This window comes from Rhodoferax sp. GW821-FHT07G04 (assembly GCF_059418585.1).
On sequence record NZ_JBWKQD010000006.1, the window covers coordinates 253,850 to 271,870 of the forward strand.

The following is an 18,021-nucleotide window of genomic DNA, read 5'->3' on the forward strand; positions in this document are numbered from 1 at the left end:
ACCTCCATGTCCGACACCTATCACGCTATTCGCGAAACTTTTGCCCAGATGCGACGCGCCAGCAAAGCACGCCACCGCGATATCGCCGAAACGCTCCAAATCTCCGAGGGCGAATTGATCGCCGCGCATGCGGGCTTGTCCGATGGCGATGCCAAGGCCATCCTGCTGGCCACCCGCCTGCGCCCGGAGTGGGCGGCCATCATCGAATCGCTGGAGCCTTTGGGCGAGGTGATGGCGCTGACGCGCAATGCCTCGTGCGTGCATGAGAAGACCGGCGTCTACCGCAAAGCCAGCCACCACGGTCAAATGGGCCTCGTACTGGGTGGCGAGATTGATCTGCGGGTCTTCTACCAGCAGTGGGCGCACGGCTTTGCCGTGTCCGAACAGACCGAGCAGGGCGTGCAGCGCAGCCTGCAGTTCTTTGATGCGGCGGGCGTTGCCATCCACAAGATATTCCTCAAGCCGCAAAGCGATGTGGCGGCCTACGTGGGGCTGGTAGTGCGCTTTTCGGCAGGAGACCAAGCCACCGGCATTGCGGTGCAGCCCGCGGAGCCCAAGGCCGCCGAACGTGCCGATGCGGATATCGACGTTGCCGGTTTTCGTCGCGCCTGGGATTCGCTACGCGACACGCATGAATTCTTCGGTCTGCTGAAGAACTTTGCTGTCTCTCGCACCCAGGCCCTGCGCCTGGCCGAGGCCAAGTATGTGCAGCAGGTGGATGTGGACGATTGCCAGAGCCTGCTGCAGGCGGCCGCAGCCGAAGGCGTTGCCATCATGGCGTTTGTCGGCAACCCCGGCATGATCCAGATTCACTCAGGCCCTGTCAAAAAGATCGTGGCCATGGGACCTTGGGTCAATGTGCTGGACCCGGGGTTCAATCTGCACCTGCGCGAAGACCACATTGCCAGCGCCTGGGTGGTGAAGAAGCCCACCGTGGATGGGTTGGTCACATCCCTGGAGCTATTCGACGCCCAGGGCGAGACCATCGCCATGTTCTTTGGCGAACGCAAGCCCGGAAAGCCGGAGCTGTGCGAATGGCGCGCGCTGATGGACGCCATCCAACAGGAGACGCAGCCATGCGCCGCCTGAGCCCCCACGACGACGCTGATCGGGTCGGTAGCGGGAACGCTTCGCGCCGCGCAGCTTTGTTACGCATGGGTGGCTTGGCATCGGTCAGCCTGGTCGGGGGCCTTGTGCCAGCACAGGCGGCAACCACGCGGCGCCTTGTCAGCGTAGGCGGAGCCTTGACCGAGATTGTCTACGCACTGGATGCCCAGGCCGAATTGGTTGGTGTGGACACCACCTCGCTGTATCCCGCCCAGGCTCTCAAGCTGCCCAGCGTGGGCTACGCACGCACGCTGTCCGCGGAGGGTGTGTTGGCCTTGGCCCCCACGCAGCTTATCGCCACCGAAGATGCCGGACCACCGGCGGTCTTGCGGCAGTTGACGGCCGCCGGTGTGCCGGTGGCGGTGTTGGCGGCCAACCACCAATTCGAAGGGCTGTTGGAGCGCATCAAGCGGGTTGGCGAGTTGACGGGGCGCACCGCGCAAGCCACGGCTATGCAGCAAGCGCTGCAAAAAGACTGGGCTCAAGCGCGCGCGCCGATAGCGCAGCGCACCACCAAGCCGGTCCGGGTCGTCTTTGTACTGGCCCACGCACCGACCCAGATCATGGTGGCAGGGCAGGCGACCAGTGCGCAGGCCATGCTGGAATATGCGGGTGCTGCCAATGCCATCACCGGTTTCACGGGCTACAAGCCGTTGACGCCGGAGGCCGCCATTGCCGCGCAACCGGATGTGATTTTGCTGACCGACCAAGGCCTGCAGGCGGCGGGCGGTATCGACGGTGTTCTCAAGCTGCCAGGGCTCGCACAAAGCCCTGCAGGTCGCAACCGGCGTGTCATTGCGCTGGAAGCCACGTTTCTACTGGGCTTTGGGCCGCGCTTACCCGCGGCGGTATCCGGTTTGGATACGGCAATTGCAAAGGCAATGCGTTCATGAACGCAGTGTCTCTGCATTTGCGCCCTTTTTTACAACTGGACAAGGCGCGCCCCGCGACCTTGCTCCTGGCGGCGGTGCTCGCTAGCATCGTCGTGGCTGTGCAATGTGGTGCGGTGCCCGTACAGGGCCAGGATTGGCTGGCCGTGCTGGGGTTGGCAGACCAGCCAACGGCATCGGCAGGCAGCTATGTGCTGTGGAATATCCGCTTGCCCAGGGCGTTGTTCGCGGTGCTGGTGGGTGCCAGCATGGGTATGGCTGGCGCGTTGACGCAGGGCCTGTTTCGCAATCCATTGGCCGACCCGGCTCTGCTGGGCGTCAGTGCAGGCGCTGCGTGCGCGGTCGCGCTCACCATCGTGGTGTTTGCAGGCTTCAACTGGCCTGTGCACCTGGCCTGGCGTATTTGGCTGCTGCCCGCAGCGGCATTTGCTGGCGCGCTGGGCGTGTGTTTTTCGCTCGATGGGGTCGCTCGCTGGGTGACACCGGGTTCGATTGCCGGGCTGCTGTTGACCGGGGTCGCACTGAATGCCATGGCGGCGGCCGTCATCGGTTTGTGCACCTATCTGGCCAATGACGAACAGTTGCGCAACCTGTCGTTTTGGACCTTGGGTTCTTTGGCCGGTGCCAGTTGGGCTTTGGTGCTGCTGTTGGCAGGCTTGCTGGCGGTTGCCGGGTGGTTGGCCCGCCGCTGGGTGCAGTCTATGAATGCCTTGGCCCTGGGAGAGGCCGCGGCCGCCCATGTGGGTGTCGAAGTGCAGAGCCTGCGGCACAACGTTATTGTGCTGGTGGCCGTATTGGCGGGGTTTGCCGCGGCATGGTGCGGGATGATAGGTTTCATTGGTCTGGTCGCTCCGAACCTGGTTCGCATATGGGTTGGTGCAGACCAGCGGCAAGTGATCCCTCTGTCCATGCTGGTGGGTGGCCTTCTGTTGCTGTTGGCTGACACATTGGCCCGCACGGTGGCCATCCCGGCGGAGATACCGGTTGGCGTATTCACGGCCTTGCTGGGCAGTCCCTTTTTCTTGTTGCTGTTGCGCGGCGCCCGTGGGCGGATCGGGTGATGCCATGCTGATGACGACCACACCACCGCCAGCGGAATTACTGGCACTGGACGCCGCGGCAGTCCGCCTGGGGGCGCACCACTCCGGGCCCTTCCACGCCACCGTCCGCGCCGGGGACCGCATCGCCATCCTGGGGCCTAGCGGTGCCGGGAAATCCACCTTACTCAAACTGATGTCTGGAGAGCGTGCCGTAGCCGGCGGGCAGGTACGGTTCATGGGGTGTGCACTGTCGGCGTGGAGCTTGCGCGATATGAGCCAGCACAGGGCGGTGTTGCCCCAGTCCAGCGAGGTGGCGTTTGGCTTGCAGGTGGAACTGGTGATTGGTTTGGGGCGCGTGGCGCGCTTGCACGACCCGCATTTGGACAGCATCGTGCGCCAAGCGGCTGCACTGGCGCGCGCCGAGCATCTACTGGGTAGGCGCTTCGATACGCTGTCCGGTGGCGAGCGGGCACGCGTACAGATGGCGCGGGTATTTGCCCAATTGTGGGATGCGCGCAATGGCTTGGTGCTGGTCGACGAGCCCCTGGTTGCATTGGACCCTGGCCTGCAATTCGACTTGTTGGACAGCCTGGACGCTTATGCCGCGCAGCGCGGCCACGCGGTGGTAGCTATCCTGCACGACATCAACCATGCGATGCTGGGCTTTGACCGCCTGTGGCTGGTGGCCGATGGAAAGCTGGTCGACAACCTGGCCTGTTCGGCAGCAGCCGTCCCTGCGCTGGAAAGCCTGTACGGCATTGCGCTGGCCTGCATGACCAATGCGCAAGGCGAGCTGGTCATCACGCCATCACGCAGGCTCGAAGGCAGGCTTGCGCGCCGATCCACGCAGGAGGCGGTCGCTGCATGACCCTGTTTGCGTCATTCCTGGATAAACGCAAAGCGCGTGCCGCGGTCGCATTGGCCATTGCGCTGCACGCGATGGTCTTGTTTGGGTTTGCGCAGTACAGCCGTACCGGCCAGATCTTGCAGGCCAGACCGGTGGAGTTGCGCGATTCCCAAAGCCTGAAGGTCGTGTTTGCAGCGGTAGATCTTTCCATTCCCGCGGCGGAAGCCCCCGCGCCGGCCAGGCCATCGCCTTTGCCGCAAGAGGCAAGGCCGCAAGTGTCGGCGGCAAAGACGCCGCAGCATGTGGCCCTCACTGGCGTGCCCGCTGCGCGAGCCACAGCACAGTCAGCAACGGCGGTAGAGACCTCATCTACTGCCACCCCTTCGGCTCAGGTCGCCGCCGACGCGCGCGATGGCAAGCAGACCCTACCGAGCAATCGCTTGGATGAACCCACGCCCGACGCGCAGCCCGTTCAGGCCGCCAAGCCCGACTATGCCTACAACCCCCAACCGGACTACCCCCTGCTGCTGCGCGAGCAGGGCGTGGGTGGCGTGGTGTGGTTGCGCGTGTGGGTGGGCAGCGACGGCCAACCGGGCGAGATCAAGCTCGCCAAGGGCAGTGGCTACCGGCTGCTGGATGACTCCGCATTGCGCGCCGTGCGGCAGTGGCGCTTTGTGCCGGCCAAAAAGGGCGACCAGAGCTTGGCCAGTTGGGTCGAGTTTCCTATCCGGTTTACGTTGAATGGATGAATGCAGCATGACAAGCACACGAATTGACGGTGCGTGCACGGCGTTGCTAGCGGTGCTGATGGCCACCGTTTTGGCAGGCTGCGCGGCGGTGCAACCCGCTGCGCCGTCGGCAAACATCCTGCTGATGGGCGAAGTGCATGACAACCCTTTGGGCCATCAGCAGCGCTTTGACCACTTGCGCCAGCGGGTGGAGAGTGGCTGGCGGCCCGCCATCGTCATGGAGCAGTTTGACCGCGAGAGCCAGGCCGCGCTGACGCAGGCCCAGGCCACGTGTGCAGATGCGCAGTGCGTCATCGCAGCCGCAGGCGGCAAGCGCTGGGAGTGGCAGTACTACGAGCCTGTTATCGCGCTGGCGTTGCACTACCACCTGCCACTGGTGGCGGGCAATGTGTCGCGCGCGGATGCGGCCATCGCCATGAAGCAAGGTTTGCCGGAGGTGTTGGGTGCGGACACGGTCACGGCATTCGGCTTGCAAGCGCCTTTGCCCAGCGATCTGTTCGACGGCCAGCGACGCGCCATTGAGACCGGACACTGCGGCAAGCTACCCGATTCCGTGGCACCAGGCATGGTGCGCGCCCAGGTGGCGCGCGATGTTTGGATGGCCAAGATGCTGCAAGAGCATGCCCAACCTGCTGCCGTGCTGCTGGCCGGCAATGGCCATGTACGCAAAGACCTGGGCGTGCCCCGCTGGCTGCCGACAGCCGCCCGTGCCGACACACAGGTGCTGGGCTATGTGGAGCAGGGCGAATCCATGGAGCCCGCAGCCTATGACAAGACCACCACCGTGGCGGCCCACCCGCGCCCCGACCCGTGCCAGGCCTTTTCCACGCCACCCACGCCACCGGCCGCAACAAGCCAGCCAACCCGTGCCCAACCCAAGGAGTGAATGCAGCATGAAAAACCACCCGCACGACAGCCGAAACGCCACCTGCCAGCAGGTCCGCCTGGCCAACAGCAGCATGGGCGAGATCTGCATCTGCCCGGACTGCGGCGTGGTGCATGTGGCTTTGCAATATTTCTCGATGCGCTTTGAGCTGGAGGCCTTCCGTACGCTGCAAGAGATGCTGTGCCAGGCCCAAAGCAAGATCGTGGAACAGCGGGCCGAGACCGTGCAAAAAGCGCTCGACGAATTCGTCGCATTGGATGGCAAAAGCGCGTCCAAGGCCGTCGTCCATTGAGTCTTAGCCAGGAGGGAATTTTTTTATGTGCGAACACAGTTCAAAGCCGGCTTTGCTAGCGCCGTTGGCCCAAGCTCCACAACCCCTGCAACCACCACAGGCGCTGCAGCCACTGCCGCAACAGCTTGCAGCGCCGGCGGACGCCACACCCTCCACCGGCTCGCGCCGACGCCGGCTGTGGGAGCTGGGCCATGAATGCCATTGCCCGGTTGTTGGCGTCTGCATCCCGCTGGACACGCTACGCCGCATCGTTAACAAGGCTCTGGGTGGCAAGGCCCTGGCTGATGACTACGAGGTGCATGTGGGCGCGGTGGCCGAATGCCTGCACCGCAACCGCCTGTCCGAGGCGTTGCAGAGCGAGCTGGAGCGGCGCTATGCGCTGGAGATTCAGCGCTTCAAGGCGGCCAAGACCACGCGTGCGCTGGCCGACCTGTGGAGCCAGGCCATCCGCCAGGGGGATGTGGCTGGCGCCTTTTGGGCCGCATTGGTGCACCCGCGCTGCGACGCCATCATGCAAGAGGTGCTGTGCCGCGACATGCACATGATCCAGCACCAGGCCGGCGCCAATGTGCGCATCGACGTGGCCCGCTTCACCGCCGTGCTGGACGAGAACGCCGTGCTGACCCGTGAGCTGGGCCGCGCGCAGGAGCGCAGCACCCGCCTGCTGGCCGAAAAGTCCGCGGAGATCGCCCGCCTGACCACGCTCAACATGCGCATGCAGGCCGACGCCATCAGCAAGGAAAGCCGGATCGCCTTTCTGTCCGAAGACCTGGCCGCGCTGAAGGCATCCAATCCCGCGTTGGACGCCAGCACGCGGCTACTGAAGAAAATGGACCAGATGGCCGAGCGCCAGGCCGAACTGGAGGCACAAAACGCCGCGCTGCGGCACAAGCTGGCCAGTGCCGCCAAGGCGCTGGAAGCGCTGAACACCGAGCCGCTCCATGCAGCCCGACCGTCGGGCACCGAGCGCGCAGAGCCCCGCCTATCCCCGGTCACGCTGTACCTGAAGCAGAAGACCGTGCTCTGTGTGGGCGGCCGCACCGGCAACGTCGCCAACTACCGCGACCTGATCGAGCGGGTTGGGGGCCGGTTTGCCCACCACGATGGCGGGCTAGAGGACAACCAGAGCGTGCTGGATGCCAGCCTGGCCGCCGCCGACCTGGTGATCTGCCAGACCGGCTGCATCAGCCACAACGCCTACTGGCGGGTCAAAGACTTCTGCAAACGCACCGGCAAGCGTTGTGTGTTTGTGGAGAACCCCAGCACCTCGTCCCTGGTGCGGGGGCTGGAGCAGATAAGCGACAAAGATCCTGAAGCGGCTTGCGCGGCGCCTGTGGGAGCGCCCCAGGGCGATGCCGCAATGTGAGCGGCGTTCAGAAATCCCCATAAATACCCAAAATGGGGTTTGTGAATGCTATTTTTCATGATTCTTAGGAAGAATGGCCTGTAGCCCTTGTTGGTATTGCTTTATTAGCTATCAAAGTAATAGCTTTCTACCTGAGGCTAATGAAACCCCTGTGTGACTATCCATTGATTGCTTTTTGGAATGCATATGACAACACCCGCCCTACGACGCGATGCGAATTCGCACCGCATGCAACGCAGAAGACTGCTGACCCTCATCGGTACGGCGCCTCTGCTCCAACTGACCGCCTGTGGAGGTGGGGCCAGCGGCTCCGCCGAGTTGAATGCGCCGGTGCGGGCTGGCTCGGCCATTCCCAAGAACAGCTTCGTCCCTCGGTACCTGGTGGCCGACACCTACTCGCGCAAGCAGTTCAGCCCTGCGCTCACGGGCATCAAAGAGGAGTTGCAATTTCTGGATGCCTGGGGCATTGCCATCCGTCCGGCGGGGCAGGGTGGGCATTTCTGGGTGATGGCCGGCGGCTATTGCTACGAGTTCCTGGGCGATGTGCAGCAGTCGGGCGACGCCACACTGCGCGCCATCAAGCAAGATGCTCTGCGCGTCGTAGGCATTCCCGGTGCGGGGCCCAAAGCCGGGGTGAGCAATGACGCGCTGAAGACCCTGCTGGCGGAGCTGGCCGCCGAGCGCACAGAAGAGGGGGATGGCGACGATGACGACGCGGAATCGGAGGCGCAGCTCAACGCCTTGTTCGATGGTTTCGCCACCGGGGTCGTGTTCAACGGCGGGCCCATCACGTCCGACCTGTTTGTGGTCAACAACCAAGCGGTCACACGCGCCGATGGCAGCACGGCCACATTGAGCGGCTCGGCGCGTTTCATCTTCGCCACCGACTCGGGCATGATTTCAGGCTGGACCGAGCGCAACGCCGCGGACGGCAGCGTGGTCCGCGAAGATGGTAGCGCCCAGCTGATGTTCGACGGCACGGAACAGGGCATGTCCCTGTTTGGCCTGGCGATTCGCCCGGATACCTGGAACACGCTGTGGGCCGCCGATTTTGGGGCAGAGCCGCAGATACGCCAGTTCAACGCCAACTGGGAGCTGGTGCCGACACAAGGGTTCGTCAACCCTTTCATCCGCGCGGGTGCCACACCAGGCGCTGGCGACTTTGTCCCGTTCAATATCCAGGTGCTCAACTGGCAGGGCAAGCCCTACGCCTTTGTCACGTACGCGGCCCTGGCCGAAGACCCGCAGAACCCTGGCCAGGCACTGACGGGAGAGGAAGATTCGCTGGCCGCTGCTGACGAAGGCGAGCAGCCCAACCGCGGCCGCGTCGCGATGTTCACGCTGGATGGCGTGCTGGCCAAAGTGCTGAACGACGACAAGCGCCTCAACGCGCCATGGGGCGTGGCCATAGCGCCCAGCAGCTTCGGCATGCCGGCCGGAACCCTGTTGGTGGGTAATTTCGCAGGCAATGGCCGCATCGCCTGCTACGACCTCGGCACCAACCAATTCATCGACTTCGTGCGCCTGGCCAGTGGCAACTATGTGCGGATTCCGGGCCTGTGGGGCTTGCAGTTTGGCAATGGCGCGAGCCTGGGCGACAGCAATGCCCTGTACTTTGCAGCCGGGCCAGGCGAGGAGGTGCAGGGGGTATTTGGTGCGATACGCTTCTCTGCCTGAAGCCGGGTCGCCGAACGCCGTCGCCAGAAAGGCCTGTGAGGCAAGAGGCTATGGTCGATTTGCTATTTAAACAGTAGCGGTATACGTATATTTGACGAGGGCTATCTGCCTATTTCTTCAATACACCAGGCGCTCAGGGTGGATTTCCTGCAGGATGGTGGTGGCGATCTCTTCGATCGACTTGGTCGTTGTCGACAGCCAGCGTATGCCGGCGCGGCGCATCATGGCCTCGGCCTCGCTGATCTCCATGCGGCAGTTCTCCAGCGCGGCGTATTTGGAATTGGGGCGGCGTTCGTTGCGGATTTCGCTGAGCCGCTCGGGCTGAATGGTCAGGCCAAAGATCTTGCCCTTGTGCGGCACCAGCGCGGGCGGCAGCTGCTTGCGCTCAAAGTCTTCGGGTATCAGCGGGTAGTTGGAGGCCTTGAGCCCGTATTGCATGGCCAGGTATAGAGAGGTGGGCGTCTTGCCGCTGCGGCTCACGCCGACCAGGATCACATCCGACTGCTCTAGATCCCGGTTCATCTGACCATCGTCGTGGGCCAGCGAGAAGTTGATGGCCTCGATGCGGCTTTGGTATTCCTTGCTCTTGCTGGCGTCGCTGAAGCGGCCGATGCGGTGGTTGGACTTGATCCGCAGCTCCTGCTCCAGCGGGTGCACGAACATGCCAAACATGTCCAGCAACATGCCCTGGCAGCCCTCTTGGATGACCTTGAGCACCTCCATATTGACCAGCGTGGTGAACACAATGGGGCGCTCGCCATCGACCACGGCCGAGCTGTTGATCTGCCGCACCGCCTGGTGGGCCTTGTCCACGGTATCCACAAAGGGCAGACGCACGTGGCGGGCCTTGGTCTCGAACTGGGCCAGGATGGCGTTGCCAAAGGTTTCGGCCGTGATGCCGGTGCCGTCGGAGACGAAATATACGGTGCGCTGGGTCATGGTGTGGGCTCGTTGGATGGTCGTCGGTGTGATCGTCAGTGATTTGCAAGCGCGGGGCCTGGCGGAATAGCGGCGCCCGCGGTGTGCGGCCCCTACAATGGCTGCAATTTACGCATTTTCTCATTCCCCGAAGTCCCGAATAGCAACAACAGAGGGCTGACAAGGAATGGTCGCTGCAGGCTGGGCGCGGTGTGTACCGGCGCAGGGAGCAGCGAAACGGTTTTTTAACCTCCGGAGCTTTTGCTATGTCAACCCTGTTCGATCCGACCGATCTGGTCGTGCCTTTCGAGAATTTACGTATGACCGACGTCGAGTCGGTCGGTGGCAAAAATGCCAGTTTGGGGGAGATGATCTCCCAACTGCCCCAAGGCGTGAAAGTGCCCACGGGCTTTGCCACCACGGCCCATGCCTTCCGCCAGTTTTTGGCCCATGCCGGCCTGGCCGACAAGATCAGCGCCAGACTCAAGGCACTCGACGTGGAAGATGTGCGCGCTTTGGCCGTAGCTGGTGCCGAAATCCGCGCCATGGTCGAGGCCCAGCCTTTCCCTGCCGACCTGGAAAAAGCCATCCGTGACGCCTTTGCCACGCTGTCTGCCGGTAACCCGTCGGCTAGCTTTGCCGTCCGTTCCTCCGCAACCGCCGAAGACCTGCCCGACGCATCTTTCGCTGGCCAGCAGGAAACCTTCCTCAATGTGGTGGGCATCGAAGACGTGCTGCACAAGATGAAGGAAGTGTTTGCCAGCCTGTACAACGACCGCGCCATCAGCTACCGCGTGCACAAGGGCTTTGCCCATGACGTGGTGGCGCTGAGCGCCGGCGTGCAACGCATGGTGCGCTCCGATATTGGCGCCGCCGGCGTGATGTTCACGATCGACACCGAGTCCGGCTTCTCCGACGTGGTCTTCATCACCTCCAGCTACGGCCTGGGTGAAACAGTGGTGCAAGGCGCCGTCAACCCGGACGAGTTTTATGTGCACAAGCCCATGCTGAAGGCAGGCAAGCGCGCCGTGATTCGCCGCAGCCTGGGCTCCAAGCTGCTGCAGATGCAGTTCAGCACCGCCGAAGAGAAGGCCAAGACGGGCAAGCTGGTCAAGACCACCGATGTGCCCACCGAGTTGCGCAACCGCTATTCCCTGACCGATGCCGACGTGGAGCAACTGGCCCACTACGCGCTGGTCATTGAGCAGCACTATGGCCGCCCCATGGACATCGAATGGGGCAAGGACGGCACCGACGGCTTGCTGTACATCCTGCAGGCCCGACCCGAGACGGTCAAGAGCCAAGCCGGCAACCAGGCCGAATACCGCTACAAGCTCAAGGGCTCGGGCACCGTGCTGGTCGAAGGCCGCGCCATCGGGCAGAAGATCGGCACCGGCCCTGTGCGCATCGTCCACAACATCAGCGAGATGGATACCGTGCAGGCCGGAGACATTCTCGTGACCGACATGACGGACCCCAACTGGGAGCCGGTCATGAAGCGGGCCGCCGCCATCGTTACCAACCGCGGTGGGCGCACCTGCCACGCCGCCATCATCGCCCGCGAATTGGGTATCCCGGCCGTGGTCGGTTGTGGTGACGCCACTGAATTGCTGAAGGACGGCATGCTGGTCACCGTGAGCTGCGCGGAAGGCGACACCGGCTTCATCTACGACGGCCTGCTGGAAACCGAAGTGACTGAGGTCCAGCGTGGCGCCATGCCGGTGAGCCCGGTCAAGATCATGATGAATGTGGGCAACCCCCAGTTGGCGTTTGACTTCTGCCAGTTGCCCAATGAAGGCGTGGGCTTGGCGCGGCTGGAGTTCATCATCAACAACAACATCGGCGTCCACCCCAAGGCCATCCTGGACTATCCCAATGTGGATGCGGATCTGAAGAAGGCCGTGGAGTCCGTCGCCCGTGGCCATGCCTCGCCCCGTGCCTTTTACGTGGACCGCGTGGCCGAAGGCGTGGCGACGATCGCCGCGGCCTTTTATCCCAAGCCGGTCATCGTGCGCCTGTCCGACTTCAAGAGCAACGAATACCGCAAGCTGATTGGTGGCAGCCGCTACGAGCCGGAGGAAGAAAACCCTATGCTGGGTTTCCGCGGCGCTGTGCGCTACACCAGCACCGAGTTTGGCGAGGCCTTTGCGATGGAGTGCGAGGCGCTGAAGCGCGTGCGCAACGAGATGGGCCTCTCCAATGTGCAAGTCATGGTTCCATTCGTGCGCACCTTGGGCCAGGCCAAGAAGGTCACTGAGCTGTTGGGCCGCCACGGCCTGCGCCGCGGCGAAAACGACCTCAAGCTGATCATGATGTGCGAGATCCCCAGCAATGCCATCCTGGCCGAGCAGTTCCTCGAATACTTCGACGGCTTCTCGATCGGCTCCAATGACCTGACCCAGCTCAGCCTGGGGCTGGACCGTGACTCCGGCCTGGAGTTGCTGGCGGCCGACTTTGACGAGCGCGACCCGGCAGTCAAGGCCCTTATCAGCCTGGCTATTGCCGCATGCAAGAAGCAGGGTAAGTACATCGGCATTTGCGGCCAGGGCCCCAGCGACCATCCGGACTTCGCCGAGTGGCTGGTGGCGGAAGGCATTTCGTCCATCTCGCTGAACCCGGACTCCGTGATCTCGACCTGGCAGAAACTCGCCGCGCAATGACGGTACCCCGGACCGCACGCCAGTGGGCCCTGCACGCAGGTCTGCTGGTGCTGTGGTTCGTGGCGTCGTTTGGCGTGGTTTTCTTCGCACGCGATCTGCAGTTCGTCGTAGCGGACTGGCCGATTGGCTTTTGGTTCGCGGCTCAGGGCACGGTGCTGGTGTTTATCGCCATCGTCGTGGTCTATGCATGGGTCGCCAACCGCAGGGATGGCGGTCAACCCGAACCGGAGCGTCTGGCCTACGCCGCCTACAAGACCCGTTTGCACAAGCGGTTTGCGCTGTATGTAGTAAGCCTGCTGTTGTTCCTGTTGGTCTTGGCCGTAGCCGAGCAGTGGGGCCTGTCCAAGGTCTGGGTGGCGGGTATTTTCCTGTCGGCAACGCTGATGCTGTACGCCGTCATGGGGGTCTACGGCCGCACGGCCGATGCATCGGAGTACTACGTGGCGGGGCGCCGCATTCCCGCGGTCTACAACGGCATGGCCACCGCGGCGGATTGGATGAGCGCGGCATCCTTCATCAGTATGGCCGGTGGGCTGTACCTGCAGGGCTTCTCCGGTACCGGCGTACAAGCCGGGGGCTTGGCCTATGTGCTGGGGTGGACCGGCGGCTTTTGTCTGGTGGCTTTGCTGGTGGCACCGCATTTGCGGCGCATGCGCCTGTTCACAGTGCCCGATTATTTCGCCCACCGTTTTGGTGGCCGTTGGCCGCGGCTGATTGCCGCCTTTGCGGCCGTGCTGTGCTCGTTTACGTACGTGGTGGCGCAAATCTATGGCGTGGGGCTGATCACATCACGCTTGACGGGCGTCAACTTTGAGATTGGCATTTTGCTGGGCTTGGGTGGTGTGCTGGTGTGCTCCTTCCTGGGGGGTATGCGGGCCGTGACCTGGACCCAGGTCACGCAATATGTGGTCATCATCCTGGCGTTTTTGATACCGGTGTCCTGGCTGGCCTACAAGCAGGTGGGCAACCCGCTGGCGCCCCTGGCCTATGGGCAGCAAGTGCCCAAGATTGCGGCCATGGAAAAGGCGCTGATGGAATCGCCGGCCGAGCAGCAGGTGATCGAAGAATATGCCCGGCGTGCCAAGGCCTACGAGAAAAAGTTGCAAGATGTGGAGGGCTCCCTGCAGGCGGAGCGCCAGGAACTGCGCAGCCAATTGCGTGCCCTGGGCGATCAGCGCGCCGACGATAACCGCGCCATAGCCCTGCGGCGCGCCTTGGCGGCCGTACCCAAGGATGCCGCCAGCGCACGCGAGCAGTGGACGCGGGCCATGGCGGAAGACTGGGCCCGGGCCAAGCCCCTGGGCGGCATGCCCAGCCACACCACCCCCTTTGCCGGAGACCCTGCGGGCTCGGCCGAGCAAAAGGAGCTTTTCGAGTCTTCGCGCCTGAATTTTCTGGCGCTGATGTTTTGCCTGATGGTGGGCACTGCGGGCCTGCCGCATCTGCTGACGCGCTTCTACACAACGCCTTCGGTTGCCGAGGCCCGCAGTTCGGTGGCCTGGTCACTGTTCTTCATTGCGCTGCTGTACCTATCGGCACCGGCCCTGGCGGTGCTGGTCAAGTACGAGGTCATGGCCCATCTGGTGGGGCAGCCCTTTGACAGCCTGCCGTCCTGGGTAGCCCAGTGGGCACGTGACCCCAGCCTGCTGGTGGCGGCCGATGTCAACGGAGACCATGTCCTGCAGTTTGCCGAACTGAAGATAGGGCCGGATCTGATCATGTTGGCCACGCCGGAGATTGGCGGCTTGCCCTATGTGGTGTCGGTCTTGGTAGCGGCTGGTGGTCTGGCGGCCGCGCTGAGCACGGCTGACGGGTTGTTGCTGACCATTGGCAATGCACTGGCCCATGATGTGTACTTCAAGGGCGACGACAGCAAGGCCCAGGCCATGCGGCGCGTCATGTGGTCCAAATTTGCACTGCTGGTGGTAGCCCTGATCGCGGCCTATGTGGCCGCGCAGCGGCCGGCCGGCATCCTGTACCTGGTGTCGGCCTCGTTCTCTTTGGCGGGGGCGGCCTTTGTGCCGGCCATGGTGCTGGGCATCTTTTGGCGAGGGGCGACGCGAGCCGGTGCCATGGCCGGCATGCTCAGTGGCCTGGGCGTCACCGTGTACTACATGGCCATCAATTTGCCGGCTCTGCGGGCGTGGCTGGGGCTGGCGGGGGAGGGCCTGTGGTGGGGCATTCAGCCCGTTTCCGCTGGTGTTTTCGGTGTGGCAGCTGGCTTTGCGGCCACGGTGTTGGTCAGTCTGGTGAGCCGTCCCGAGCCCGTCCCGGGGAACCTCTAGCCTAAATAGGCGGTTCTGGGCTATAATCTTTGGCTTCGCCTTGCCGCACCCCGATTCGACGCTGGGGGCGGCTTTTCTTTAAACCCCTTGCAAATGAGTGAGGGGATATCCAAAAGGAGTATCAATGCGTCACTACGAAATCATTCTCATGATCCACCCGGATCAGAGCGAACAAGTTCCAGCCATGCTGGAGCGCTACAAAGGCATGATCACTGCCGGCGGTGGCAAGATCCACCGTGTCGAAGACTGGGGTCGTCGCCAGTTGGTCTACATGATCAACAAGCTTGCGAAAGCCCACTACCTGTGCGTCAACATCGAAGCCGACCAGGCTGTGATGTCTGAACTGGAACACGCGTTCAAGTTCAACGACGCTGTTCTGCGTCACCTGACCGTGGCCAAGAAAAAGGCTGAGACAGGTCCTTCTTCCATGATGAAGACTGTCGAGCGCGAAGAAACGCGCAAGTCCCAACAGGCTGAATACCAGGCTTAACGCATACTTTTTACTGACGGAGAGTGCCTGCCAATTCCCTGGTCCTGAGTGGCTGTATCGCGCAGCTGGATGCCATGCGATACACACCCGCTGGAATACCCGCCCTGAACCTGCAGCTCGAACACGAGTCTGAAACCCAGGAAGCCGGTCAAGCCAGACAGATCAAGGTGGCAGTGAAAGCAGTGGCTTTCGGCGCATTGGCAGAGCGGCTTGCACAACAGGCCATCGGCAGCGTCTGGAGGTTCACAGGTTTCCTAGGCAATGCTCGCCACGGTAAAAGCATCGTTTTCCATATTCAAGAATTTTCGCAAGATTAGTTTTTTAGGAGGCCCACATGGCCACGTTCAAAAAATTCAACAAAGACAAGCGCCCCAAGCGTCCCGCACAAAACCTGCTGTTCAAGCGCAAGCGTTTCTGCCGCTTCACAGTGACCGGCGTCGAAGAAATCGACTACAAGGACATCGACACCCTGCGTGATTTCATTGCCGAAAACGGCAAGATCATTCCCGCTCGCCTGACCGGCACCCGCGCAATTTTCCAGCGCCAACTGAACACCGCTATCAAGCGCGCGCGTTTCCTCGCGTTGCTGCCTTACAGCGACCAGCACAAGATCTAAGGAGTACGACCCATGCAAATCATTCTGCTCGACAAGGTCGTGAACCTGGGTAATCTGGGCGATATCGTCAAGGTCAAGGACGGTTACGCACGTAACTTCCTGATCCCCTCTGGCCGCGCACGCCGCGCCACCGAAGAAGCCAAGGCTGCCTTCGAAGCCAAGCGCGCTGAACTGGAAAAGGCTGCTGCCGCCAAGCTGGCCGAGTGCCAAGCCCTGGGCGAAAAGCTGGCTGGCACCACCATCAAGCTGACCCAAAAGGCTGGCGTGGATGGCCGTCTGTTCGGTTCCGTGACCAATTCCGACATCGCTGAAGAGCTGGTCAAGAACGGCTACAAGGTTGTCAAGTCGCAAATCCGTATGCCTTTGGGCCCCATCAAGACCGTTAGCGACAGCACGGTTGCCGTGGCTCTGCACACCGACGTGGTGGTCGACATCACCGTTTCCGTGTACGGCGAAACAGCCTAATACGCATCCAGGACCGGCCTGCAAAGGCTGGCTCTGCCAACACAAGCCGCAAGGGTTCGCCCTGGCGGCTTTTGTTTTTTGCAGCCTAGGCTTATCCCCGTCAATCAACAGTTTTTCCACAGCTTCTGCCCAGCCATTCCCATTGCTGTTGCACAAGCTAGCGCTTAGCATCAAAGGCTTCAAGGAACATTCCTCCATGTCCAGCGTCCTTTCCCCAGTCGACGAATACGGTCAAGATCGCCAAATCGCGCAGTTGCGCGTGCCACCGCACTCCATAGAAGGCGAGTCCAGCGTGCTGGGCGGTTTGCTGCTGGATAACGCGGCCTGGGACCGTGTCGGCGACATCCTGGCGGATAGCGATTTCTACCGTTATGAACACCGCCTGATCTACGCGGCTATCGGCATCCTGATCAATGCCAGCAAACCGGCCGATGTGATCACGGTGTTCGAGCACATGCAAAACCAGGGCAGGGCAGAGGAGATCGGTGGTCTGGCCTATCTGAATTCGCTGGCCCAGTACGTGCCTAGCGCGAGCAATATCCGCCGCTATGCCGAGATCGTGCGGGACCGCTCCATCCTGCGCAAGCTGGTGACAGCCAGCGACGAAATCGCCACCAGCGCCTTCAACCCTCAGGGCAAGATGGTGTCGCAGATTGTGGATGAGTCCGAGCAAAAGATCTTCAGCATCGGCGAGCAGGGCAAGCGCAACAAGCAGGGCTTTCAGTCCATGGACGCCCTGGTGGTCAATCTGCTGGACCGCGTGCAGGAGATGGCCGACAACCCCAACGACGTGACGGGGGTGCGCAGCGGCTTCTATGACCTGGACCGCATGACGGCGGGCTTGCAGGCTGGTGACCTGATCGTGTTGGCGGCGCGCCCGTCCATGGGCAAGACGGCGTTTGCCATCAATATCGCCGAACACGTGGCCCTGAACGAAGGTTTGCCGGTGGCCGTGTTCTCCATGGAAATGGGTGCCGCCCAATTGGCGGTGCGTATCGTGGGCTCCATCGGCCGCATCGACCAGGGCCATTTGCGCACCGGCAAGCTGACGGACGAAGAGTGGCCGCGCCTGACCGAGGCGATTGAGCGGCTGCGCACGATTTCGCTGCATATCGACGAAAGCCCCGGCCTGAACTCCAGCGAGGTGCGGGCCAATGCGCGGCGCCTGTCGCGCCAGTATGGCCAGTTGGGCCTGATCGTGGTCGACTACTTGCAGCTGATGAGCGGCACCAGCACCGACGGCGGCGACAACCGCGCCACCGAATTGGGCGAAATCTCCCGGGGCTTGAAGATGCTGGCCCGTGAGCTGAAATGCCCGGTGATTGCTCTGTCCCAGCTCAACCGCAGTGTGGAGCAGCGGCCCGACAAGCGCCCCATGATGAGTGACTTGCGCGAATCCGGCGCTATCGAGCAGGATGCCGACATCATCATGTTCATCTACCGCGACGAGTACTACACCAAGGACCAGTGCAAGGAGCCAGGCGTTGCCGAGATCATCATTGCCAAGCAGCGTAACGGCCCCACGGGCACGGTCAAGCTGGCCTTCTTGCGCCAGTTGACGCGCTTCGAAAGCTTGGCGTCGGGTGGGGGCGGGGACTACTAGGTCTCTGGAGTGTTTGCGTTAGGGTGTTGGTCTCGGGCCCGGATCAGACGGGCTGTGCCGTTTTGCTCCGTGTCCCCCGGCCTTCGGCCTCCTCCTAATACCTGCGCAAAACGGCACAGCCCGTCTGATC

General features: G+C 62.5%; 17 protein-coding genes. 16 read left to right on the plus strand and 1 reads right to left on the minus strand.

Annotated elements, in window-relative coordinates; translation table 11 throughout:
* The first annotated feature begins 6 nt into the window (after nucleotides 1-6).
* The 9 genes from AC07OO_RS23985 (at nucleotide 7) to AC07OO_RS24025 (ending at nucleotide 8,854) form a co-directional block, all read left to right on the plus strand.
* Nucleotides 7-1,089: a hemin-degrading factor gene (locus tag AC07OO_RS23985; RefSeq protein ID WP_495084680.1), complete on the plus strand. Its 1,083-nt coding sequence runs from the start codon at nucleotides 7-9 to the stop codon at nucleotides 1,087-1,089.
* Nucleotides 1,077-2,000 (plus strand): heme/hemin ABC transporter substrate-binding protein, encoded by a 924-nt coding sequence (locus AC07OO_RS23990; RefSeq protein WP_495084681.1) that lies wholly within the window; start codon nucleotides 1,077-1,079, stop codon nucleotides 1,998-2,000. The genes AC07OO_RS23985 and AC07OO_RS23990 overlap by 13 nt, the downstream gene beginning before the upstream one ends.
* Nucleotides 1,997-3,058, plus strand: coding sequence for a FecCD family ABC transporter permease (locus AC07OO_RS23995; RefSeq protein WP_495084682.1), 1,062 nt, complete (start codon nucleotides 1,997-1,999; stop codon nucleotides 3,056-3,058). Before AC07OO_RS23990 ends, AC07OO_RS23995 begins: the two co-directional genes overlap by 4 nt.
* 4 nt (nucleotides 3,059-3,062) lie before the next feature.
* Complete coding sequence (locus AC07OO_RS24000) at nucleotides 3,063-3,905, plus strand: ATP-binding cassette domain-containing protein (RefSeq protein ID WP_495084683.1); 843 nt, start codon at nucleotides 3,063-3,065, stop codon at nucleotides 3,903-3,905.
* Nucleotides 3,902-4,633 carry an energy transducer TonB gene (locus tag AC07OO_RS24005; protein WP_495084684.1) on the plus strand — a complete coding sequence of 244 codons (732 nt, stop codon included), beginning with the start codon at nucleotides 3,902-3,904 and terminating at the stop codon, nucleotides 4,631-4,633. Before AC07OO_RS24000 ends, AC07OO_RS24005 begins: the two co-directional genes overlap by 4 nt.
* Before the next feature lie 7 nt (nucleotides 4,634-4,640).
* Nucleotides 4,641-5,519 (plus strand): ChaN family lipoprotein, encoded by an 879-nt coding sequence (locus tag AC07OO_RS24010; protein WP_495084685.1) that lies wholly within the window; start codon nucleotides 4,641-4,643, stop codon nucleotides 5,517-5,519.
* A 7-nt stretch (nucleotides 5,520-5,526) separates the two neighbouring features.
* On the plus strand, nucleotides 5,527-5,811 hold the full coding sequence (locus tag AC07OO_RS24015) for a hypothetical protein (protein ID WP_495084686.1): 285 nt from the start codon (nucleotides 5,527-5,529) through the stop codon (nucleotides 5,809-5,811).
* 25 nt (nucleotides 5,812-5,836) lie between these two features.
* A complete protein-coding gene (locus AC07OO_RS24020) occupies nucleotides 5,837-7,177 on the plus strand; it encodes a DUF2325 domain-containing protein (protein WP_495084687.1) in 1,341 nt (446 codons plus the stop codon).
* 186 nt (nucleotides 7,178-7,363) lie between these two features.
* Nucleotides 7,364-8,854: a TIGR03118 family protein gene (locus tag AC07OO_RS24025; RefSeq protein ID WP_495084688.1), complete on the plus strand. Its 1,491-nt coding sequence runs from the start codon at nucleotides 7,364-7,366 to the stop codon at nucleotides 8,852-8,854.
* Nucleotides 8,855-8,971: 117 nt separating this feature from the next.
* On the opposite strand, the gene ppsR is transcribed toward AC07OO_RS24025, so the two are convergent.
* Nucleotides 8,972-9,793, minus strand: a complete 822-nt coding sequence (ppsR, locus tag AC07OO_RS24030; RefSeq protein ID WP_495084689.1) for a posphoenolpyruvate synthetase regulatory kinase/phosphorylase PpsR — start codon at nucleotides 9,791-9,793, stop codon at nucleotides 8,972-8,974.
* 245 nt (nucleotides 9,794-10,038) lie between these two features.
* On the opposite strand from ppsR, the gene ppsA reads away from it, so the two are divergent.
* The 7 genes from ppsA (at nucleotide 10,039) to dnaB (ending at nucleotide 17,891) form a co-directional block, all read left to right on the plus strand.
* On the plus strand, nucleotides 10,039-12,432 hold the full coding sequence (gene ppsA / locus AC07OO_RS24035) for a phosphoenolpyruvate synthase (RefSeq protein WP_495084690.1): 2,394 nt from the start codon (nucleotides 10,039-10,041) through the stop codon (nucleotides 12,430-12,432).
* Complete coding sequence (locus tag AC07OO_RS24040) at nucleotides 12,429-14,717, plus strand: VC_2705 family sodium/solute symporter (protein ID WP_495084691.1); 2,289 nt, start codon at nucleotides 12,429-12,431, stop codon at nucleotides 14,715-14,717. Before ppsA ends, AC07OO_RS24040 begins: the two co-directional genes overlap by 4 nt.
* 124 nt (nucleotides 14,718-14,841) lie before the next feature.
* Nucleotides 14,842-15,207, plus strand: a complete 366-nt coding sequence (rpsF, locus tag AC07OO_RS24045; RefSeq protein ID WP_495084692.1) for a 30S ribosomal protein S6 — start codon at nucleotides 14,842-14,844, stop codon at nucleotides 15,205-15,207.
* A gap of 23 nt (nucleotides 15,208-15,230) precedes the next feature.
* Entirely contained in the window at nucleotides 15,231-15,524 is a 294-nt protein-coding gene (gene priB / locus AC07OO_RS24050; protein ID WP_495084693.1) for a primosomal replication protein N, read from the plus strand.
* 17 nt (nucleotides 15,525-15,541) lie between these two features.
* Entirely contained in the window at nucleotides 15,542-15,823 is a 282-nt protein-coding gene (gene rpsR, locus AC07OO_RS24055) for a small ribosomal subunit protein bS18 (RefSeq protein ID WP_495084694.1), read from the plus strand.
* A gap of 12 nt (nucleotides 15,824-15,835) precedes the next feature.
* Nucleotides 15,836-16,288, plus strand: a complete 453-nt coding sequence (gene rplI / locus AC07OO_RS24060) for a 50S ribosomal protein L9 (RefSeq protein WP_495084695.1) — start codon at nucleotides 15,836-15,838, stop codon at nucleotides 16,286-16,288.
* A 196-nt stretch (nucleotides 16,289-16,484) separates the two neighbouring features.
* Nucleotides 16,485-17,891, plus strand: coding sequence for a replicative DNA helicase (gene dnaB, locus AC07OO_RS24065; protein ID WP_495084696.1), 1,407 nt, complete (start codon nucleotides 16,485-16,487; stop codon nucleotides 17,889-17,891).
* The last annotated feature ends 130 nt before the right edge of the window (nucleotides 17,892-18,021 follow it).